This window comes from Cryobacterium sp. Hh11 (genome assembly GCF_004404045.1).
In the GTDB taxonomy this organism is placed as follows: domain Bacteria; phylum Actinomycetota; class Actinomycetes; order Actinomycetales; family Microbacteriaceae; genus Cryobacterium; species Cryobacterium levicorallinum.
Window position 1 is genome coordinate 280,281 of record NZ_SOHF01000015.1, and the last position, 20,394, is coordinate 300,674.

18 protein-coding genes, 1 tRNA gene and 1 other RNA gene are annotated in these 20,394 nt (G+C 63.1%); 8 read left to right on the top strand and 12 right to left on the bottom strand.

The genetic code is table 11. The features are described from left to right. Positions 1–75 precede the first annotated feature (75 nt). Entirely contained in the window at positions 76–948 is an 873-nt protein-coding gene (panB, locus tag E3T46_RS06720; protein WP_241980520.1) for a 3-methyl-2-oxobutanoate hydroxymethyltransferase, read from the top strand. A 15-nt stretch (positions 949–963) separates the two neighbouring features. Here panB and E3T46_RS06725 read toward each other — a convergent pair whose 3' ends face one another. Beyond that, entirely contained in the window at positions 964–1,152 is a 189-nt protein-coding gene (locus E3T46_RS06725) for an SPOR domain-containing protein (protein ID WP_092448646.1), read from the bottom strand. A 12-nt stretch (positions 1,153–1,164) separates the two neighbouring features. Here E3T46_RS06725 and map point away from each other — a divergent pair, with 12 nt between their 5' ends. Continuing rightward, positions 1,165–2,028 (top strand): type I methionyl aminopeptidase, encoded by an 864-nt coding sequence (gene map, locus E3T46_RS06730; protein WP_134577932.1) that lies wholly within the window; start codon positions 1,165–1,167, stop codon positions 2,026–2,028. Positions 2,029–2,057: 29 nt separating this feature from the next. Next, the gene (ppgK, locus tag E3T46_RS06735; RefSeq protein ID WP_134443930.1) at positions 2,058–2,816 is read left to right on the top strand and encodes a polyphosphate--glucose phosphotransferase; all 759 of its coding nucleotides are present in this window, start codon (positions 2,058–2,060) and stop codon (positions 2,814–2,816) included. Between the two features lie 91 nt (positions 2,817–2,907). On the opposite strand, the gene E3T46_RS06740 is transcribed toward ppgK, so the two are convergent. Genes E3T46_RS06740 through E3T46_RS06750 form a run of 3 tightly spaced genes read right to left on the bottom strand, consistent with a single transcriptional unit; the run spans position 2,908 to position 5,999 of the window. Continuing rightward, entirely contained in the window at positions 2,908–4,458 is a 1,551-nt protein-coding gene (locus E3T46_RS06740) for a tripartite tricarboxylate transporter permease (protein WP_134577933.1), read from the bottom strand. Further along, positions 4,451–5,002, bottom strand: a complete 552-nt coding sequence (locus tag E3T46_RS06745; RefSeq protein WP_134471596.1) for a tripartite tricarboxylate transporter TctB family protein — start codon at positions 5,000–5,002, stop codon at positions 4,451–4,453. The genes E3T46_RS06740 and E3T46_RS06745 overlap by 8 nt, the downstream gene beginning before the upstream one ends. Before the next feature lie 4 nt (positions 5,003–5,006). Further along, positions 5,007–5,999, bottom strand: a complete 993-nt coding sequence (locus tag E3T46_RS06750; protein WP_241980504.1) for a tripartite tricarboxylate transporter substrate-binding protein — start codon at positions 5,997–5,999, stop codon at positions 5,007–5,009. Positions 6,000–6,189: 190 nt separating this feature from the next. Between E3T46_RS06750 and E3T46_RS06755 the strand changes: the two genes are divergently transcribed. After that, a complete protein-coding gene (locus tag E3T46_RS06755; RefSeq protein WP_241980506.1) occupies positions 6,190–7,767 on the top strand; it encodes a sensor histidine kinase in 1,578 nt (525 codons plus the stop codon). Next, a complete protein-coding gene (locus tag E3T46_RS06760; RefSeq protein WP_134577936.1) occupies positions 7,764–8,516 on the top strand; it encodes a response regulator in 753 nt (250 codons plus the stop codon). The genes E3T46_RS06755 and E3T46_RS06760 overlap by 4 nt, the downstream gene beginning before the upstream one ends. A 7-nt stretch (positions 8,517–8,523) precedes the next feature. Here E3T46_RS06760 and rnpB read toward each other — a convergent pair. The 6 genes from rnpB to E3T46_RS06790 form a co-directional block, all read right to left on the bottom strand. Further along, an RNA gene (gene rnpB / locus E3T46_RS06765) (RNase P RNA component class A) lies at positions 8,524–8,903 on the bottom strand. A 48-nt stretch (positions 8,904–8,951) separates the two neighbouring features. After that, positions 8,952–9,689 (bottom strand): C4-type zinc ribbon domain-containing protein, encoded by a 738-nt coding sequence (locus E3T46_RS06770; RefSeq protein WP_134577937.1) that lies wholly within the window; start codon positions 9,687–9,689, stop codon positions 8,952–8,954. A 52-nt stretch (positions 9,690–9,741) separates the two neighbouring features. Continuing rightward, positions 9,742–10,560, bottom strand: coding sequence for a Nif3-like dinuclear metal center hexameric protein (locus E3T46_RS06775; RefSeq protein WP_134577938.1), 819 nt, complete (start codon positions 10,558–10,560; stop codon positions 9,742–9,744). An 81-nt stretch (positions 10,561–10,641) separates the two neighbouring features. Beyond that, on the bottom strand, positions 10,642–10,977 hold the full coding sequence (locus E3T46_RS06780; protein WP_134443923.1) for a hypothetical protein: 336 nt from the start codon (positions 10,975–10,977) through the stop codon (positions 10,642–10,644). A 136-nt stretch (positions 10,978–11,113) separates the two neighbouring features. Continuing rightward, the gene (locus E3T46_RS06785) at positions 11,114–11,827 is read right to left on the bottom strand and encodes a GAF and ANTAR domain-containing protein (protein WP_174844325.1); all 714 of its coding nucleotides are present in this window, start codon (positions 11,825–11,827) and stop codon (positions 11,114–11,116) included. 9 nt (positions 11,828–11,836) lie between these two features. Continuing rightward, on the bottom strand, positions 11,837–12,538 hold the full coding sequence (locus E3T46_RS06790; protein ID WP_134577939.1) for a GAF and ANTAR domain-containing protein: 702 nt from the start codon (positions 12,536–12,538) through the stop codon (positions 11,837–11,839). A 666-nt stretch (positions 12,539–13,204) separates the two neighbouring features. Between E3T46_RS06790 and E3T46_RS06795 the strand changes: the two genes are divergently transcribed. Then, a complete protein-coding gene (locus E3T46_RS06795) occupies positions 13,205–15,076 on the top strand; it encodes a PA domain-containing protein (RefSeq protein WP_166790186.1) in 1,872 nt (623 codons plus the stop codon). A 435-nt stretch (positions 15,077–15,511) separates the two neighbouring features. Here E3T46_RS06795 and E3T46_RS06800 read toward each other — a convergent pair. Next, positions 15,512–15,584 (bottom strand) — tRNA-Val (locus E3T46_RS06800). A gap of 39 nt (positions 15,585–15,623) precedes the next feature. Continuing rightward, entirely contained in the window at positions 15,624–16,094 is a 471-nt protein-coding gene (locus tag E3T46_RS06805) for a peroxiredoxin (protein WP_134578006.1), read from the bottom strand. A 265-nt stretch (positions 16,095–16,359) separates the two neighbouring features. On the opposite strand from E3T46_RS06805, the gene aceE reads away from it, so the two are divergent. Further along, positions 16,360–19,086, top strand: a complete 2,727-nt coding sequence (aceE, locus tag E3T46_RS06810) for a pyruvate dehydrogenase (acetyl-transferring), homodimeric type (protein ID WP_134577941.1) — start codon at positions 16,360–16,362, stop codon at positions 19,084–19,086. Between the two features lie 5 nt (positions 19,087–19,091). Next, positions 19,092–20,294 (top strand): helix-turn-helix domain-containing protein, encoded by a 1,203-nt coding sequence (locus tag E3T46_RS06815; RefSeq protein ID WP_241978827.1) that lies wholly within the window; start codon positions 19,092–19,094, stop codon positions 20,292–20,294. The last annotated feature ends 100 nt before the right edge of the window (positions 20,295–20,394 follow it).

The following is a 20,394-nucleotide window of genomic DNA, read 5'->3' on the forward strand; positions in this document are numbered from 1 at the left end:
ACTTTAATAACTACTGCCTAGGCTACTGGCTCCAAGGACGATTGCTTGCCTGACTAAACTTGTCGCATGCCAGAGTTGACAGTGCCAGAGCCCATGGTCCCTCCCACCGATGTCCCGGTTCAGCAGCCGTATGGACACGCCCCCGAGGGCCCCAAGCGGGTACGCACCAGACATTTCCAGACCGCGAAGCTGCAAGGCATCCCGATTACCGGCCTGACCAGCTACGACATGCTCACCGCACAGATTTTCGATGAGGCCGGTATCGACTTTCTCCTGGTCGGTGATTCGGCCGGCAATAACGTCTTCGGTTACGAGACCACCCTGCCGGTCACCGTGGACGAGCTCATTCCGCTGACCCGCGCCGTGGCGCGCGCGGTAACCCGCGCGCTCGTCGTCGCGGATATGCCGTTCGGGTCCTACGAGAGCGGTCCGGATCAGGCCCTGGCCACTGCGGTGCGGTTCATGAAGGAATCCCAGGCGCACGCGGTCAAGCTGGAGGGTGGGGAGCGCAGCTACAAACAGATTCGGCGCATCGTGTCGGCCGGTATCCCGGTGATGGGTCATATCGGCTTCACCCCGCAGAGCGAACACGGGCTTGGCGGTCACATTATCCAGGGCCGCGGCGAAGCGGCCGAAGCACTCATTATCGACGCCCTCGCCGTTCAGGAGGCCGGTGCCTTTGCCGTGGTCCTTGAAATGGTCCCGGCCTCGGTCGCTGCCCAGGTGACCGAACGCCTGTCGATCCCGACTATCGGGGTCGGTGCCGGACCATCCGTTGACGGTCAATTGCTGGTCTGGACCGATTTCGCTGGCATGACCAGCGGCCGGGTACCAAAATTTGTGCGCCAGTATGCTGACGTGCGAGCGGTGCTAACGGATGCCGTGCAACGGTTCACCGCCGATGTCGCCTCCGGCGCCTACCCGGCTCCAGAGCACAGCTATGAGTAACGCGCCTTCGGGCCGTTAGCGAGCGTCTCGCGCGTCGTCCTCAGACCACTTGGCGCTGTTCGCCCGCAGCTTCTCCAGGGCGTGGGAGGCGTCCTCGCGGGTATTGAACGGACCGACCCGATCCAGCGACGTCGACTGCAGGCCGTGCTCGACCTCGCCGGTGCGCATGTTGTACCAGAATGCGTGTTCTTTGTCCTCGGCCATAAGCTTGATCCTATGCCTAAGGATTCAATCGGTCACCTCATCCCGGGAACGGTGTCATCGACCCGTTCCGTTCCCTCCCACATCGTTCGCCCGGAGTACGTCGGCAAGACCGGCCCGAGCCCGTTCACCGGCTCCGACGTCTACTCGGCCGAGAAGATCGAGCTCATTCGTGAGTCGGGCCGCATCGCCGCCGAGGCCATTGCCGCTGTCGGCCGGGCAATCGTTCCCGGCGTGACGACCGATGAACTCGACCAAATCGGTCACGACTACATGGTCGCCAACGACGCCTACCCCTCGACGCTCGGCTACCGCGGCTACCCGAAGTCGCTGTGCAGTTCGGTGAACGAGGTCATCTGCCACGGAATCCCCGATAACACCGTGCTCGAAAACGGTGACATCGTGAACATTGACATCACCGCCTTCAAGAATGGCGTGCACGGCGATACCAACGTCACCTTCATCGTCGGCGAAGCCCGCGAAGAGGTCACCCTGTTGGTCGAGCGCACTCGCGAGGCACTGGCCCGCGGCATCAAGGCCGTCGCCCCCGGCCGGCAGGTCAATGTGATCGGCCGCACGATCGAGTCCTATGCGAAACGGTTCAACTACGGCGTGGTGCGCGACTACACCGGGCACGGCGTCGGCGAAGCCTTCCACTCCGGCCTGATCATTCCGCACTATGACGCCCCGCAGTACGACACCGTGATGGAGGTCGGCATGGTCTTCACCATTGAGCCGATGCTCACCCTCGGCACGAGCGACTGGGATATCTGGGATGACGACTGGACGGTCCTCACCCGCGACCGCAGCATCACGGCGCAGTTCGAACACACCCTCGTGGTGACCGAACGTGGCGCCGAAATTCTGACCCTGCCCTGACCGCTCTTTCGACCAGATAGGTTCACTACATGACTGCAACGACGGCAATCGGCATCGACATCGGTGGCACCGGAATCAAGGGAGCCGTCGTCGATCTGTCGACCGGTGACCTTCTCTCGGAGCGGGTGAAGCTGCCGACACCCAAGGGTGGCCGACCGCAGGACATCATTGAAACCACGCGCACGCTGCTCGGGACGGTGTCCCAGGGAGTCGGCGACCTGCCGGTCGGCATCTGTTTTCCCGCGGTTGTCAAGAACGGGCACACCATGTCGGCGGCGAACGTGTCGTCGAAGTGGATCGGCCTGGCCGCTGAGGCATTGTTCGAAAAGAGCCTGGGGCTCCCCATCCACTTCGTCAACGACGCGGATGCCGCGGGATACGCCGAAGCGCAGTTCGGGGCGGCGAAGGACGTTGTCGGCGTCGTGCTGCTGACCACGCTCGGCACCGGAATCGGTTCGGCGCTGCTCAATGACGGTGTGCTGGTTCCGAACACGGAACTCGGCCACCTGCAAATCGACGGTCACGACTATGAGACCCGGGCGGCGTACTCGGCCAAGGAACGCGAGAACCTCAGCTGGGACAAGTGGGCGTCACGCCTGCAGAAGTACTACTCAACCCTGGAACTGTTGTTCACTCCCGACCTGTTCATCGTCGGCGGCGGCGTCTCCAAACATCACGAGGACTTTCTGCCGCTGCTGCGCCTGAAAACCAGGATCATTCCGGCCGTGCACCGCAACAACGCCGGCATCCTCGGTGCGGCCGCCCTCGCCGCCAGGTTCCCCGGCTGATTCGCACCAGCTGAGGCGCACCGCTCAACGTCAGCAGGACCGACATCACTTTTGTGGTGTCGGTCCTGCTGACGTTTGGGTTAGACGAACGCTACCGTGCCATCCGTTCGTCGACGGGGTCGTCCTCGGAAACTCGCTCAGACTCCATCGCACGCTGGCGTCGCTTCATCCAATACGACAGGGCGAAGATCACGATCAGCGAAACGTAGATGGTCGCCGCGATCGGTGACGCGATGAGCGCCGTTGGATCCCCCTGTGAGATCGCTAGCGACCGACGCAGTTGGTTCTCAAAGATCGGGCCGAGAATGAGCCCGACCACCATCGGCGCGATCGGGTAGCCGTAACGCCGCATGAAGAAGCCCAGCACGCCAACGACGAGCAGAATACCCACGTCAACCGGCGTGAAATTGAGCGAGAAGGCACCCAGCCCGGCGAACACCAGAATTCCGGCATACAGGTACGGGCGCGGGATCTGCAGAATCTTGACCCAGATGCCCACCAACGGCAGGTTGAGGATCAGCAGCATCAGGTTGCCGACGTACAGGCTGGCGATGAGTGTCCAGACCAGTGCGCCCTGGGTTTCAAAAAGCAGCGGCCCCGGTTGAATCTGATAGCGCTGGAACGCGACGAGCATCATCGCGGCCGTGGCCGTCGTCGGGATTCCGAGGGTGAGCAGCGGCACGAGCACTCCGGCCGCCGCCGCATTGTTGGCCGATTCCGGGCCGGCGACGCCCTCGATGGCGCCCTTGCCGAACTGCTTCTTATTCTTGCCCTTTGCCAGTCGACGTTCGGCCGCGTACGAGAGGAAGGTGGCGACATCCGCTCCCCCAGCGGGAATCGTACCGATCGGAAAGCCGATGAAGGTGCCGCGCAGCCACGGCTTCCAAGACCGCTTCCAGTCGTCCTTCTTCATCCAGGTCGTCCAGCCGCCGGTGACCGGAATCACCTTGACCGGACCGTGCCGCAGCCGGGACGCCACGTACATGGCCTCGCCGACGGCGAACAGGCCAACGGCGACGAGCACAACGTCGACACCGTCGGCCAGAAACGGATTACCGAAGGTGTAGCGCTGCTGACCGGTGAGGGCGTCGACGCCGATCAGCGCGATGAACAGACCGAGGGCCAGTGAGGCCAGCCCACGCAGAACGGATGCCCCGAGCAAGGCTCCTACCGTGAGAAAGGCGACAAGCATCAGAGCCACGTACTCTACCGGCCCGATTTGGATGGCGAACTCGGCCACAAACGGTGCCAGGAAGCTCAGCAGCACCGTCGCGAGGGTTCCGGCGACGAACGACCCGAGAGCCGCCGTGGCGAGAGCCGCAGCGCCCCGCCCGGCCTTGGCCATCTTGTTGCCTTCGAGGGCCGTCACGATCGACGCCGACTCCCCCGGGGTGTTGAGCAGGATCGATGTCGTTGACCCGCCATACATGCCGCCGTAGTAAATGCCGGCGAAGACGATGATGGCCGCTGTCGGTTCGAGGCTGTAGGTGATCGGCATCAGCAGGGCGATGGTCATGGCCGGGCCGATGCCCGGCAGCACGCCGATGGCGGTGCCGATGAAGACCCCGCCGAGCGCGTAGAGCAGATACATCGGCTGCATCGCGACGCTGAAGCCATTCATCAGGTTGATGAAGTTATCCATTGAAGATGGCCACCCCTTCCAGGAGGAAACCGGCCGGCAGGGACACGCCGAGGAGGCCCGCGAACACGAATTGCAGAATCAACGCCAGCACGATGCCGGTCAGGGCGTTCCGCCACCAGGGCTTGGCGCCGAGTGACCAGGCCGCGCCGAAGAACAACACGGCGGCCGCGACGGGCCAGCCAAGCGGCACGATCAGCACGATATGAACGATGACGAAGCCAACCAGTTTCACGACGGTGAGCCAGTCGGTTTTGATGCTCGGGTCGACGTCTTCGCCCTCTTCGGCGACGCCGACGTGGCCGCGCAGCAGCTGGAGAATCAGGCCGACGCCGATCAGGACGAGCAGTCCGGAGACCACAAAGGGGAACGCGCGGGGACCGATGTCACTGGCTGATGGCGGCGTGCGGATGTCGGCGCCGGCCATAAAGCCGACGACTCCCAGGCTGAGGATGACACACGCGAAAACTATTTCTCCGACGGGCCGGGCTGGAGCAGCCCAGTGCGGGCCACCCCCGCCCAGCGACTCGGCTGTGGGAACGGTCATCGGGTTACAGCAGACCGATGTCTTTCAGCGTGACCTTCACCGTCGCGATGTCTTCGGTGAGGAACGCGGCGAACTCGTCACCGATCATGAAGGCATCCGCCCAGTTGTTATCGGTGAGGGTGGTCTGCCAGGTGTCGGTCGCGTGCAGGTCTTCCATCAGCGTGGTGAGGATCTTCGCCTGTGCGGCATCGATGGATCCGGGGGCGACCACTCCGCGCCAGTTCGTCAGCACAACGTCGATTCCCTGATCGGTCAGTGTTTCGGTGTCGGGCAGCTGCGGGGCAGCATCCGAACCCGACACGGCCAGGGCCCGTAGCTTGCCGGCCTTGACCTGCTCGGCATACTCGCCGACGCCGGAGATGCCGGCGTTGACCTTGTTGCCGAGCAGCGCGGCCAGGGACTGTCCGCCGCCCGAGTAGGGGATGTAGTTGAGCTTGTCAGCGCCGATACCCTGTTCCTTGAGCATCATGCCGGCCAGAATATGGTCGGCGCCGCCGGCCGATCCGCCGGTGATCGAGACGGCCTGGCCGGTCTCGCCGATGTCGTCGAGCAGATCGCCAATGGTGTCGTACGGGGAATCCGCCGGAACGACCACGACGAGCGGTTCGTCGGTGAGGCGGGCGATCGGGGTGGTGTCTTCGATGCGGTTGGCCGCGCTGTTCGTTTCGACGGCACCGACCATGACATAGCCCATCACCATGAGGGTGTTGATGTCCTTCTCGGTCTTCATGGCGGCGAGCCCGTTGGTGCCGCCGGCGCCGCCGACGTTGACGACGGAGGCGCTCGTCACGAGGTCGTTGGCCTGCAGGTCCTTTTCGATGGCCCGACCGGTCTGGTCCCAGCCGCCGCCCGGGTCGGCTGGGACGATGATGTTGAGCTTGTCGATGCCGGCTGCAGCCTCATCGCTGCCGCCGCTGGTCGCTGCCGGGGTGCTGCACCCGGCGAGTAGCAGAACGGATGCTGCCGCCGTCACGATCAAACCGGTTCGACGCGTCATTGAGCCTTGTTTCATGCTGTCTTCCTCTATTCACTTCACTGTGATGCGTATGGCTACGCTGTGCCCCAGCGTATGGAGCCCCGTCGGCCCGAGGAAGAATTCGGTCATAGTGCGCATATTGGTCATTACGGACAGCGCCCGTCGGACTGCACGCCTGGCCAGATGGGAGAATGGGAAAATGATTCAGTCGATGTCGCTGAGAACACAGTTGTTCTTTCTGCAACTCTTTATTGTTCTCATCGTCGTCCTCGTTGCCGGGTCGGTCGCCATCCGCTTGCAGGAGCAGCAGATTCGTGATGCCTATCAAGCCCGCATGGTGGGAGTCGCGCAGTCGGTGGCCGAGCTGCCCGCGATCGTGGATGCCTTTGACGACAGTGATCCCAGCGCCACCATTCAGCCCATTGCCGAGCTGATCTCCGAGGCCGCCAATGTGACCTACGTCGTCGTCACCGACGACACCGGCGTGCGCTATTCGCATCCAAACCCGGCCATGATCGGCCGCGTAACCTCGACCGATCCGTCGATTGCGCTGTCTGGTGCGACCTATGTCGGCACGCAGACCGGCACGCTCGGGGAAACCTGGCGGGTCAAACTACCCATCTACGACGAGTCCGGAGTCATTATCGGCATGGCCTCGGTGGGAATTCTGGAGCAGACGCTGCGCGCCGACCTGTACAAGGTCCTGCCCGAACTGGTGATCTGGCTCGTCGGGGCTGCCCTGGTGGGAACAGCCGGGGCCACGATGATCTCTCGGATGGTGTGGCGCCGGATCCACCGGCTGGAGCCCGAAGAGATCGCCTCCCTGCTGGAGACCCGCGAGGCGATGCTGCACGGTATCGGCGAGGGTCTCGTCGCGGTGGATGCCGCCGGTTCCGTCGCGCTGGTCAACGACGAGGCTCGCAGGCTTCTTGGCGCGGACGATGACTCGGTGGGGCGTCCGGCGACGGACGTGGTCGGTGCGGAACTGGCCAGGATGCTGGCCGAGAGCGGAGAAAGCGATGAGACCGTGCTCGTCGGTGAACGTGTTCTGCTGGCGCGGTCCACCGATGCCGCCGTCGACGGTCGACTGGTCGGCCGGGTATTGATTCTGCGGGACCGGACCGAGCTGCACCAGCTTCTGCAAGACCTGGATGGCGCCAGGGATGTGACGCAGGCTTTGCGCGCCCAGGCCCACGAATTCGCCAACAAGATGCATGTCATTTCGGGGTTAATCGAACTGGGGCGCACCGAACAGGTGGTGGATTTCATCACTCGCGCCGGGCACGGTGGTTCCGTGCTCTCCCGTGCGCTCTCCCCCGGCATCACCGACCCCGACGTGGCGAGTCTGCTCATGGCCAAGAGCACCATCGCAGCGGAGAAGGGCATCAATCTGGTAATCGACGAAAATTCTACTTTGGCACCCGATGGGACGACGGATCCGGTCACTGTACTCGGCAATCTCATCGACAATGCGATGGAGGCGATCGGTGCCGACGGCACCATCCACGTTCGCCTCAGTGAAGACAGGACCGGTGCCACCATCGTCGTTTCCGATGACGGCCCCGGAATCGAGGAGAAGGACCGCGTGCGAATATTTGAAGCCGGCCAGTCCACCCGGGACGCCAGCCGCCCCGGAGCACGCGGTTTCGGCTTGGCGCTCGTGCAGCGCGTAGCCGTGCGCCGCACCGGATTCGTCACCTCCGAGCCGTCGCAGCACGGCGGAGCAACCTTCACCGTGCTCCTGGCCGCCGTACCATCTTCGCCCAACCCCATTGGAACCGCCTCATGACGCTCATTCGCACGGCTCCCGTTTGCACGGCTCTCATCCGCACGGTAGTCATCGACGATGACCGTGCAGTCGCGGGAATTCACACCGGTTTTCTGCTCGCTCACGGTGGGTTCGAGATCGTCGGCGTCGCCTATACCGGCACCGACGGCCTCGATCTGATCACGAGGCTGAAGCCAGACCTGGTGCTGTTGGACATCCATCTGCCCGGTATGTCCGGCATCGAGGTGCTGCGGGCCGCGCGTAATCTTCCCGGCGACCCGGTCGATATCATTGCCATCACCGCTGCCAGGGAGCTCGATACCGTGCGGGCGGCGATGGCCGGTGGGGTCATGCATTACCTGGTCAAACCGTTCACCTCGAACGTGCTGCTCGAGCGACTCGACCAGTACGTTCAACATCGGCTGGACCTGCACGAACACGCCGCCGTAACAGCATCGATGCTCGACCAGGCCCGAATAGACCGGATGCTGCAACCCGGCACGGTCGCGCCGCCAGCCAGTGCCCCTGGGCCCACCAGGTTAGCGCTGTCCAAGGGGCTGTCCGAGGTGACGCTCGACGCCGTCGTGGCCACGCTCAAGCGCGCCACCGTGAGCATCTCGGCCAGCGACGTAGCCCAAAACCTGGGTCTGGCTCGGGTGAGCGCCCGCAGATATCTTGAATTCCTGGTCGCCGCCGAACGTGCCGGCATCACCCAAAAATATGGTCACGCCGGGCGTCCGGAGAAGCTCTATCACTGGACCGCGGGGTAAATGAAGCGGAATGGGCCGGCTAGTACGCCGGGTTCTGTCCAGGTGCTTGCACACCGTCGACGGCCATCTATCTCGTGACTACGTTGCCGCAGCCCTCTAGCGGTCTACCCGAAAGCTCGGCGAGCCGCCTCAACGCTTTCTGTCTGACCTTGCTCCGGACGAGGTTTACCGAGCCGACCAGGTCACCCTGGCCTCTGGTGGTCTCTTACACCACCGTTTCACCCTTACCCCCAGCTCGCGCTGGTGGCGGTCTACTTTCTGTGGCACTGTCTCGCGGGTTACCCCGGGTGGGTGTTACCCACCATCCTGCTCTATGGAGCCCGGACGTTCCTCGGCATCCGCTTGACCCGAAGATCTCCCGAATGACGCGACCGTCTTGCCGACCCATTCCGAGTACAAAGCCTACCGGGCGGGCAGTCGACGTGCGAACCGGCGCTAGATTCCGGACTCTTCGGTGCGCACCAGCACGGCGCCACAGTCGGGGCAGAAGATGACCTCGTCCGCCGGAGCCTGACGGGCATCAGCGAGGTCGCTCCCGGTCAAGGTCATCGTGCATCCGCTGCAGGTACGCGCACGCAGCAGCGCCGCGGCGTTGCCGTGGCCGCTGATGCGCAGGCGCTCGTACAGGGCAGCGAGGTCATCGGGAATGGTAGCCGCGATCGTCGCGCGATCACGGGTCAACTCGCCGAGCTGACGGTTGAGGTCGACCAGCGACTCATCCCGAACGGCTTCCGTCGCGGCAACCCGCTCGGCGATGGCGTCGCGTTCCTGCTCCACCACAGCGACGGCCGCCTCGTGCTCTTCCTGGCGCTCAAGCACGGCAATCTCAATCTCCTCGAGATCGAACAGGCGCTTCTTGAGTGAAGCCACCTCGGAGTCCAAGGCCTGGATGTCCTTGATCGATGAGGTGTGCTGCAGGCGGTCGGTATCGCGGGCAATGCGCTTCTCAACGACCTCAACGTCGCTCTCGATGCGTCCCAATTCGGTGCGCACGTCGTCGAGCTCGCCAGACCGGCCGAGCAGCTTCATACGGCTGGCCTCAGCCTCCCGGTTGAGCGCGGCAAGCTCGGTGTGCGCCGCGAGTGATTTTGACTGGTGGCTGAGCTGAAGAACCTTGATGTCGAGGGCCTGAAGCCGCAGAAGTTCTTTCTGCTGGAGTGGTGATGCCTTCACGATGTCCTGACCTAACGCTGGAATTGAGTTGTACTGACGAAAGAAAAAAGAATTAGTGCACGACGGAAAAATCCCACGGGTCGGTGTTCAACTCACTCACCGTGACCGACACCCCCGGCAGGCTCGCCCGCAACTGCACGGCCGCCGGCTCAAGCCAGAGCCATTCGCTGGCCCAGTGTGCGACGTCGATGAGGGCGGGTCCGCCGACGCAGAGCGCCTGCTCGCGCGCCTCCTGCGCCGGGTGATGGCGCAGATCGGAGGTTATGTAGACATCCGCTGCCAGCACCTGCGGATTGCGAAGCAGGGAATCACCGGCACCGCCACAGAGAGCAACCGTCGTGATCGGGGCTGCATAGTCGCCGGCGACGCGAACCCCGGAAGCCGTGGCCGGCAACAAGGCCAGCACAGTGTGTGCCAGGTGTCCGAGCGTGGTCGGTTTCGACAGACGACCAACCCGTCCGATGCCGGTGCCCGGCACAGCGCCACTCGTGATGGGAAGTGCGTCGATCAGCCCCAACCGACTGGCGATCACGTCGGACACGCCGTCAGCGACCACGTCTGCGTTGGTGTGGGCGGCCAGCAGGGCACAGTCGGCGCGAATCAGCCGGCTGAGCAGTGCGCCCTTGTAGGTGTCCTCGGCGATGCTCGTGACACCGCGCAGCAGCAACGGATGATGCGTCAGCAACAGGTCGGCGCCGGCCGCAATGGCCTCGTCGACCGTGTCGGCGACGGTATCGACGGCCAAGTGGATGCTGCGAATCGGTCCGTTCGGATCGCCACTGACCAGCCCCGGTGTATCCCACGCTTCGGCACCGCCCGGGGGCCAGAGGGTATGGGCGACGCGGGTAACGTCGGCGAGCGAGAATGGCACCCGTTCAGCCTACCGGGCGACCGGTGCCAAGGTTTCGCGGACACGACGCAACCCGATGCGTCGGGTCCACGAAAAGGTAGGTCAGTAATCGAACTCGTCGAACTGCGCGGCAGCCGACTCCTCTCGGGTCCACGCCGCCGGAATCATGGCTCCGGTTTGGGCCTTGCGGTGCAGAAAGTCCGTGGTTTCCGGCTCTACCAGTTCTGGCGACAGACTGTCCGCGGTGACGCTGACCAGCTGACTCGCGGAACCGATCAAAAACTGAGCGCGAAGGAGAATACCGCCGTCGCCCATGACCGGTATATCAACGACGTCGACTTGTCGACGGTTACACAGTGCCTCGGCATACAGCAAGACCGCATCAGCCAGATCGCTGCCGGTAATCACTGACCCACCGGGGTGAAATATACGTTTCATGATCTCCCTCGCAAGCTCACCGTTGATGCGTGTGCTGCCAGGGTCCGGGGCTGCAAAAATTAGTATATGCCCGCCCAGCTTAAACGGCAGGTAAGTCTCGGCTAGTTCGCAACTAGCCGCGGCTTACGCTGCAACGCTAGAGGATCAGTACGCGATTGACGATGCGCTCGGCCACATCGGCCAGCGGAAGACCGTTATGACGGGAATACTCGCGAATCTTGTCGAAGGCATCGCCCATGTGCACCCCGTGGGTGTACGCCACGACGCCCTTGGCCTGTTCGATCAACACTCGACTGCTCAGCGCGTGCTGAAGTTGCTGGCGCACGATGTCGCTTTCGCGAATAGCGCGCTCCTGCAGGATGCCGATGGTCGCGACATCCGCGAGTGCCTGCACCGTGTTGGTGTCGGCCGTACTCAACCCGCCGGTGCGATCCCAGAACAGATTGAGTGAGCCGATGGTCGTTGCCCGCAGGCGCAGCGGTACGGCGTGCATCGAGGCGAAGCCCTGGGCGAGTGCCCCCTGGCGAAACTTGGGCCATTTATCGCCCGTGCTGTCGATGTCGGGAACGGCGACGGCCAGCCCGGAGGTGAAACTCTCAACGCACGGGCCACTCCCGGCTCGCAGCTGCAAAATTTCGACCAGGCGGCTGCGTTCGTTGGTCGACGCCACGACTTCCAGCTCGCCGTCACCGGCTGACAGGATGATGCCCGCCGCCGAAGCCTCCAGCAGGGCGGCGCATTTCTCAACCAGGGTGTGCAAGAGGTCGACGACATCGTAGTCGGCGACGAGTGTGTCGGCCAGGGTAACGAAGGTCTCAAGGAGTTGACCTTCCCGGGTTTTTGTCACCATATTTCCATTCTAAGACTCGGGAATCGACGAGAAATCCAATCGTCGTGTCACTACATCTGCGGCGACTTCCCGAACAGTTCGTCCATGAGCAAAAGCATGTCCATGAATTATCAGAAGCGCGTCGGTCGCGGAAAGATTGAGCTGGGCCAGAACCATTCCGGTCGCTTGATGCACGACACGCCTCGAATATCCTTCATTATCTTCCAGATTTGTTTTTAAGGTTTGCGCGGTGATGGATCGACGCAAGACCTGGAGCGCGGCGACCTGTGCGAGCACTTCCGCGTCCAGAATCTGCGCGGGTGTGAGGCCGCCGGAGAGGGTCGAAAACAGCGAGACAGCTCCGATATCGACCGACCCCATGATTAGTGGAAAGGCGTAGACGGCGTGCACTTCGGTGTTCCGTGCGGCTTTCATCAGCGCCGGCCAGGTCGCGCCCGACGACGTCGCAAAGTTGTCGACGAGTACGGGCCGTCTGGTGGCCAGCGCCGCCCAGGCAGGCCCCTCACCCAGGTCGAATTGCAGCTCGTCGAAGTGGGCCGCCATGGCATTGCTCGCGCTCACGGTCTCGGACCCAAACGGGGCCCCGAGCGTGCACACCGCTGCGGCATTGACCGGCAGCACCTGCATGAAAGGGGCACAGATACTGGTGCGGTTCTCGTGAGCGAGCGACAGCTGTTCGACCGCGGCCCCGAATGCCAGCCGATCAGACACAACAGACCAGCCCTACCCAGAAGCCCTGCATCGTGCGTGTCATTCGACCTCACGATCACAAGTTCTGGAAGAATTCTCTGTGGGCCCTACGGGGCTCGAACCGATAATATCCACGGTGTAAAAGGTCCGGTCGCAACCAAATTCAAGGAAAATCCGCAAGAACACTGACTTTCGAGAGACTGCGCATTTGCGGTAACTTGCTCGAAAATCCGGGATTGTGGCGAATCCTACTGCTGGAACACCAACGCTTCGCCGACTCAAAACACCCAGCAGATTTGTTCTGCCTGTACGCAACACTAGCCGAGCATTACGAGCTCGGCGGCACCCAACACCGGCGGTGCCGTTGGTCGTGACCCGGGGCTCCCGCGGACCGAGGGCATCAGGCCCTCATGAGGCCACGGAATGCACGAGTCCAGAGGACCTTCCCCCACTGGTTCTGGTCGCGATCTCGGCCATCCTGCTGTCCGGTAACCCACGCTTGCGATGAACAAGCGTCCGGCAGGAATTCGGATCGAAATCCACCGCGAGGGGTAGGCCATGGCGACGCATGCGCACCGTATCGCCATGGCGGCCACACCCTGGTCGATTTGTACTTCCTTGCCAAAGTGTGTAGGGGCGGACTACGGTTCGAACGTTCGATTCAAAATTCCGCACCGAAGGAGTGTCATGGTCAAATCACCTGCCATTCGCGCTGGACTGACGCTGGTGTCCGTCGCAGCGTTGATCCTCGCCACAACATCCGTCGCATCGGCCCGACCCGGGGACGACGGCTCGATATCGACCGCCGACGGCGCTCGCGACGCCCACCAGCACGGCGGAACGGTCGGTCATCTGCCGGCAACACAGTCCAATGTCACCGTAGTCTCCAAACTGAAGATGAAGAACGCGGTGCCTGAAAAGATCGCCGACGTGGGCGTCTTCAAGGATTATGCCTACCTTGCTGCGTGGGGCGTCGTATCGTGCACTTACAACGGGGTGCACGTCGTGGATATCAAGGACCCCGCGAAGCCGAAGGAGGTCGCGTTTATCCAGTCCAAGGAGGGCAGCTACCCGGGCGAGGGTGTCCAGGCCCTGCAACTCGATACGCCAGCCTTTACCGGCGACGTGCTCGTCACCAACAACGAGAAGTGCAAGGACAAAGCAGGTTTCGGCGGCATGAATCTCTATGACGTGACGAATCCCGAGCACCCCACACCACTCGCCGTGGGCGTTGGCGATTCAACAGCCGATGGTCAGGGCAAGAAGACCGCCAACCAGACCCACAGCGTCTTCGCCTGGGATGCCGGCGACAAGGCGTACGCGGTCATCGTTGACAATGACGAGGGCACCGATGTCGACATTATGGACATCACCAACCCGAAGAAGCCGTTCCTGACCGCGGAATACGATCTGGACAAGACCTTTCCGCAGATCCTCCAGAACGCACCGGCGAACCTGACCGACGTGTTTCTGCATGACCTCGTCGTCAAGCAGATCGACGGAAAACAGGTGATGCTGTTGTCCTACTGGGACGCCGGATACGTCACGGTCGACATGACCGACGTGCACACCCCGAGCTATATCGGCGATACAGACTTCACCAACCCCGACCCGCAGCTTCAGGAGTCGGCAGGCCTGATCGAGAAGCCCGAAGGCAACGGCCACCAGGGCGAGTTCACCCTCGACAACAGGTTCATAATCGGTGCCGACGAGGACTTCGCGCCCAACGGCGCGGAGGGCACCACGGATGATTCCGCGACGCCGTTTCAGATCTCGCAGGGCAGCGACACCCCGCAGCTGCAAGGCGGCGAGTCGCTGACCGGTGATGCCGTCTACGCGGGACAGGCATGTTCCGGTGATCCGATTGTGCTACCCGCACCGGTCACCGCAAGCGGCAGCCGGATCGCGATCGTCACCCGCGGCCTGTGCGCGTTCACCGAGAAGGTGGCGAACGTTGAAGCGGCCGGCGGCTATGACGGAATCGTCATTATCAACCGCGAGGGTACCGACGGATGCGGCGCGTTCGGGATGAGCGTTGCCGGCACCATCCCGACCTCTTCGGTCGACCGTCAAACCGGATTCGGTTTCTTCGACCTCGAGGCCTCGTACGATAACGCGGCCTGCCTCGCCGGTGCTGCCAGCGTGATTCCCGGCCTGAGTCTGGGCGCCGTCGGAGACCTCGTTTCCGTGCGCGCGTTCTTCGACGGTTGGGGTTATGTGCACCTCTTCGACAACTCGACGGGAAAGATGTCCGAGCTGGACACCTATGCAATTCCCGAAGCCATGGACCCGGCCTACGCTGCGGGCTTCGGCGACCTCTCGGTTCACGAGGTGGCCACGTCCAAGCAGCGGGCCGACCTGGCGTACTTCTCGTATTACGCGGGAGGTTTTCGAGTGACCACAATCATCGACGACAAACTCGTCGAGACGGGTCGCTTCATTGACGAGGGCGGCAACAACTTCTGGGGTGTGGACGTGTTCGAGAACAACGGCGTCGAATACGTTGCCGCCAGCGACCGTGATTTCGGGCTGTACATCTTCCGATACACGGGAAACTGAGCCGACAGCCTGATCTGAATTACCCACACGAAATCGCTCCTGAGAAACCCTCAGGAGCGATTTCGTTTGTCCCGGTGCGCCGCGGGAGGCGCCGGGCCATCTCGACCCGCCGGTTCAGCGGGGCAGCACCCGGGCACCGTCGATGTGACGGGGAATCGTGTCGTGGTGCTGAGCCTATGACGCCCGAACCCCCGTCGAGAAGCCGTTGAAGACCAGACGACCCACGGTTGGTGCGAGCGTATCGCTGATCTGACACCGAGATCGGGCTCGTTGCTGCTGTGGTTCTCGGTGGCGGTCAGCGAGGCTCCGCCGTCCCACAAAACGCGGATCATCGCCAATGGCCACAATCTGAATGCCAAGTCGGACTACAACAAGCTGAGCGTCGCAAAGACTGCGTATTACGCAGATATTTCCTCTGATCAGGCATTTATACTGTGGGCCCTACCGGGCTCGAACCGATGACATCCACGGTGTAAACGTGGCGCTCTACCAACTGAGCTAAAGGCCCCGACGACGACTCAAGGTCATCGGGTCTGTTCAGTATAGGTCAGAGGGCGGGTACGAGCTGTCCAAGGGCTGCCCGGTAGGCGTCGATCGGACGAGCTTCGCCCGGTGCTGTGATGAAACTGGCCCGAATGATGCCGCTCGGATCGATCAAAAACGTAGCCCGGTTAGCGAAGCCCTTGTCCTCGAGAAAGACGCCGTATTCTTTCGCAACGGCGCCGTGCGGCCAGAAATCGGCCACGAGGTCGAAGGTGTATTTTTCCTGCTCACCGAAGGCCCGCAGTGCGTGACGGGAATCGACCGAAATTCCGATGAGCTCGACTCCGCCGTCTTCAAACAGGGCCAGGTTGTCACGCAGTTCACACAGTTCGTCACTGCAGATGCCGGAGAACGCGAGCGGGAAGAATACCAGAGCGACGGATTTGATCCCCCGATACTGGCTCAACTGAACCGTTTCACCAAACTGATTGATGAGCTTGAAATCGGGGGCCTGGGTGTCATTTTCGAGAGCGATGAGAGCTTCTTTCCTCGGTGCCGGGCGCATGGATTGGCCGGTGACACACTCTAGCTCTGCAATCTGTCCGGTGTCACAGCGGACACGCTTTTGGGTTCAGTCACGCCCGCGCACGGACAAGTTGCGAAATCTGTAGGCTTACGTGGTGCCGCCGGTTGCAATCCAACCTGCTCTGTTACGGCACCTGCCACCGTTGTGTTCAAGCCGCGGGGCATCATCGCTGCATATACCCCAGGCTGCATCAACCACAGAGGAGAGGTCGACTATGACGGTCAACGACCAGGACCCGTATTCGACGAACAACGCCGACTCAGATCCGGAGGAGACTGCTGAGTGGTCGCAATCCCTCGATTCGCTCGTTGCCGAACACGGCCACGAACGCGGGCGCGAGATCATGCTGAGCCTGTTGAAGCGCTCGAAGGAGCTGCACCTCGGCGTGCCGATGGTTCCGACGACGGACTACATCAACACCATTGCTACGGAGAACGAACCCGATTTTCCCGGCGACGAAGACATCGAGCGCCGCTACCGTGCCTGGATCCGCTGGAACGCTGCCGTCCTGGTGCACCGGGCCCAGCGCCCCGGCATCGCCGTCGGCGGGCACATCGCGACGTACGCGTCATCCGCTGCCCTCTACGAGGTCGGTTTCAACCACTTCTTCCGCGGCCAGGACCACCCGGGCGGCGGCGACCAGATCTTCATACAGGGCCACGCCTCTCCCGGCACTTACGCGCGTGCCTTCCTCGAGGGCCGCCTGACCGAGAACCAACTCGACGGTTTCCGCCAGGAAAAGTCGCATGCCCCCGACGGCATATCTTCGTACCCTCACCCACGTCTGATGCCGGAATTCTGGCAGTTCCCCACCGTGTCGATGGGCCTCGGCCCGATCAACGCGATCTACCAGGCGCAGCTGAACCGCTACCTGACCAACCGCGGCATCAAGGATGCGAGCGACCAGCAGGTCTGGGCGTTCCTCGGCGACGGCGAAATGGACGAGGTCGAAAGCCGCGGCCAACTGCAGGTCGCCGCCAACGAGGGCCTCGACAACCTCAATTTCGTGATCAACTGCAACCTGCAGCGACTCGATGGCCCGGTGCGCGGTAACGGCAAGATCATCCAGGAGCTGGAAAGCTTCTTCCGCGGTGCCGGCTGGAACGTCATCAAGGTCGTTTGGGGTCGCGAGTGGGACAACCTGCTCAAGAACGACGTCGACGGCGCCCTGATCAACCTGATGAACGTCACGCCCGACGGCGACTACCAGACCTACAAGGCCGAGAGCGGCGCCTACGTGCGTGAGAACTTCTTCGGTCGCGATCCGCGTGCGCTCAAGCTCGTCGCACACTTGAGCGACGACGAGGTCTGGAACCTCAAGCGCGGCGGCCACGATTACCGCAAGGTGTACGCCGCGTTCAAGGCAGCGTCCGAGCACCAGGGCCAGCCCACCGTCATCCTGGCGAAGACGATTAAGGGCTACGGCCTCGGTCCGAGCTTCGAGGGCCGCAACGCGACCCACCAGATGAAGAAGATGACCCTCGACAACCTCAAGTCGTTCCGAGACAGCATGCACGTGCCGATCACGGATGCCCAGCTCGAGGAAAACCCGTACCTTCCGCCGTACTACACCCCCGGCGACCAGGATGAGGCGATCCAGTACATGCACGAGCGTCGTCGTGCGCTCGGTGGTTACCTGCCCGAACGTCGCACCAAGCACGCCAAGCTGAACCTTCCCGGCGACGACACCTACAAGGTCGCCAAGAAGGGTTCAGGCACCCAGGAGATCGCTACGACGATGTCGTTCGTGCGGCTCCTCAAGGAGCTCGTGCGGGCCAAGGACTTTGGCAATCGCATCGTGCCGATCATCCCCGACGAAGCACGTACCTTTGGTATCGACGCGTTCTTCCCGACCGCCAAGATCTACAACCCCAACGGCCAGCACTACACGTCCGTTGACCACGCCCAGCTGCTGTCTTACAAGGAGAGCCCGCAGGGCCAGATCCTGCACGTGGGCATCAACGAGGCCGGCGCCGCCGCAGCATTCACCAACGTCGGCACGTCGTATTCCACCCAGGGTGAACCGCTCATTCCGGTGTACGTCTTCTACTCCATGTTCGGATTCCAGCGCACGGGCGACGCCCTGTGGGCAGCCGGCGACATGATGACCCGCGGGTTCATCATTGGCGCTACGGCCGGGCGCACGACGTTGACCGGAGAAGGCCTGCAGCACGCCGACGGCCACTCTCCCCTTCTCGCGTCGACCAACCCGGCCGTCGTCTCGTATGACCCCGCCTACGGGTACGAGATCGGCCACATCGTGCGCGCCGGCCTCGAGCGCATGTATGGTGGCGCCCACACCGACCCGAACGTCATGTACTACATCACCGTCTACAACGAGCCGGCCGTGCAGCCGGTCGAGCCCGACAATGTCGACGTTGACGGCATTCTGCGCGGTATCCACCGGGTGAGCGCGTCGACGGTCAGCGGACCGAAGGCCCAGTTGCTGGCCTCGGGTGTTGCCGTTCCGTGGGCGCTGGAAGCTGCGAAGCTTCTCGCCGACGACTGGGGCGTTTCGGCCGATGTCTGGTCGGTCACGTCGTGGACGGAGCTGCGTCGCGATGGCCTGGCCGCCGAGGAGTACAACTTTCTCAATCCCGACGACGAGCCTCGCATTCCGTATGTCACCTCGAAGCTCGAGGGAGCTGCCGGCCCGTTCGTGGCCGTGTCGGACTTCATGCACGCCGTTCCCGACCAGATTCGCCAGTTCGTGCCGAGCGACTTCGCCACCCTCGGCGCCGACAGCTTCGGCTTCTCGGACACCCGCCCGGCAGCGCGTCGATTCTTCAAGATCGACGGCCCGTCGATGGTGGTGCGCACTCTCGAGCTGCTCGCCCGCCGCGGCGAGGTCGACCGAAGCCTGGCCGGCCAGGCCATCGCCAAGTATCGCCTGCACGACGTGAGCGCGGGCACCACCGGCTCTGCCGGGGGCGAGAGCTAAAAGCAGTGGCACCGGCGCCCAAGACGAAAGAGCAGACTCTCAACTGGTTGCGCACCATCTCCGGTGAGTTGTCCACGCAGACGCTGAAACGACTCGAAGACACGCTGTCCTGGTACGGCGATATGCCACCAGGGCGGCGGTCCGCTGTCGGCCTGGTCGCCCAGGCCGGAATTACGAGCTTCATTTCGTGGTTCGACGACCCGCGGTCAACACCGTGGATCGCCGCAGACGTCTTCGGCGCCGCTCCGCGCGAGCTGCTGCGCTCGGTGAGCCTGCAGCAAACGCTGCAGCTCATTCGAGTGACCGTCGAGGTCGTCGAGGAACGCGTCAAGGACGGTGGAGAGTCTCTCCGGGAAGCGATCCTGCTCTACTCACGCGAGATTGCCTTCGGGGCAGCGGATGTCTACGCGCGCGCCGCCGAGGCGCGCGGGCTCTGGGACGCCCGCCTCGAAGCCCTCGTCGTCGATTCCATTCTCAGCGGGGAATACGACGATGAGCTGCCCAGTCGCATCGCGGCCCTCGGCTGGCACGGCCACGGCGAGGTCTGTGTGCTCGTCGGCACCACATCGCAGATGCTTGACGTCGACCAGTTGCGCCGCGCCGCGCGCCATATGGCGGCCGACGTGCTCATCGGTGTGCAGGGCAATCGGCTGGTGCTCGTGATCGGGCGTGCCCGCCCGGCGCCGGTCGACAGTGAGGACGTCGGCACAGCGGCAGCGCTGACCTTCATGGAGATCGCCATGGCGCTCGAGCCCATCTTCGGGCCGGGACATTTGGTGCTCGGGCACGAGGTGCCCAACCTGGTCGACGCGTCCAAGAGTGCCAAAGCGGCGCTGGCCGGTTTTGCCGTTGCTCGGTCGTGGCGGAATGCGCCGCGCCCGGTGCAAGCCGACGACCTGCTGCCCGAGCGCGCCCTGGCTGGCGATCCGCTCGCCCGAGCCACGCTCATCCACCGGATTTACCGGCCGTTGCAGGCGCATTCCACCGAGTTGCTCACGACGCTGTGGTGCTACCTCGACAATGGGCGCTCACTCGAGGCGACCGCCCGGGAACTTTTCGTGCACCCCAACACCGTGCGCTACCGCCTCAAGCGGGTCTCCGAAGTCATCGGCTACGACGCCACCGGAGCCCGCGAGGCGCTCATTCTGCAGTCCGCCCTGATTATCGGTTCGATCAGCGACCACGACGGTTCCACCCGCCGCCGCTGACCGCCACCCGCGTTCACCGGCCAAATGTGCTGCTGCAAACAAAGGTTTCATGAATACTTAGTGTGATCTGCACACTCATTCGCGCTGCCAGATTGGAAGA

Excerpts from the sequence above, each read along its gene's own strand:
- E3T46_RS06725 (WP_092448646.1), bottom strand. The coding sequence starts at position 1,152 with ATGGCCGAGGACAAAGAACACGCATTCTGGTACAACATGCGCACCGGC.
- map (WP_134577932.1), top strand. The coding sequence starts at position 1,165 with ATGCCTAAGGATTCAATCGGTCACCTCATCCCGGGAACGGTGTCATCG.
- ppgK (WP_134443930.1), top strand. The coding sequence starts at position 2,058 with ATGACTGCAACGACGGCAATCGGCATCGACATCGGTGGCACCGGAATC.
- E3T46_RS06740 (WP_134577933.1), bottom strand. The coding sequence starts at position 4,458 with ATGGATAACTTCATCAACCTGATGAATGGCTTCAGCGTCGCGATGCAG.
- E3T46_RS06745 (WP_134471596.1), bottom strand. The coding sequence starts at position 5,002 with ATGACCGTTCCCACAGCCGAGTCGCTGGGCGGGGGTGGCCCGCACTGG.
- E3T46_RS06750 (WP_241980504.1), bottom strand. The coding sequence starts at position 5,999 with ATGACGCGTCGAACCGGTTTGATCGTGACGGCGGCAGCATCCGTTCTG.
- E3T46_RS06755 (WP_241980506.1), top strand. The coding sequence starts at position 6,190 with ATGTCGCTGAGAACACAGTTGTTCTTTCTGCAACTCTTTATTGTTCTC.
- E3T46_RS06760 (WP_134577936.1), top strand. The coding sequence starts at position 7,764 with ATGACGCTCATTCGCACGGCTCCCGTTTGCACGGCTCTCATCCGCACG.
- E3T46_RS06780 (WP_134443923.1), bottom strand. The coding sequence starts at position 10,977 with ATGAAACGTATATTTCACCCCGGTGGGTCAGTGATTACCGGCAGCGAT.
- E3T46_RS06785 (WP_174844325.1), bottom strand. The coding sequence starts at position 11,827 with ATGGTGACAAAAACCCGGGAAGGTCAACTCCTTGAGACCTTCGTTACC.
- E3T46_RS06795 (WP_166790186.1), top strand. The coding sequence starts at position 13,205 with ATGGTCAAATCACCTGCCATTCGCGCTGGACTGACGCTGGTGTCCGTC.
- aceE (WP_134577941.1), top strand. The coding sequence starts at position 16,360 with ATGACGGTCAACGACCAGGACCCGTATTCGACGAACAACGCCGACTCA.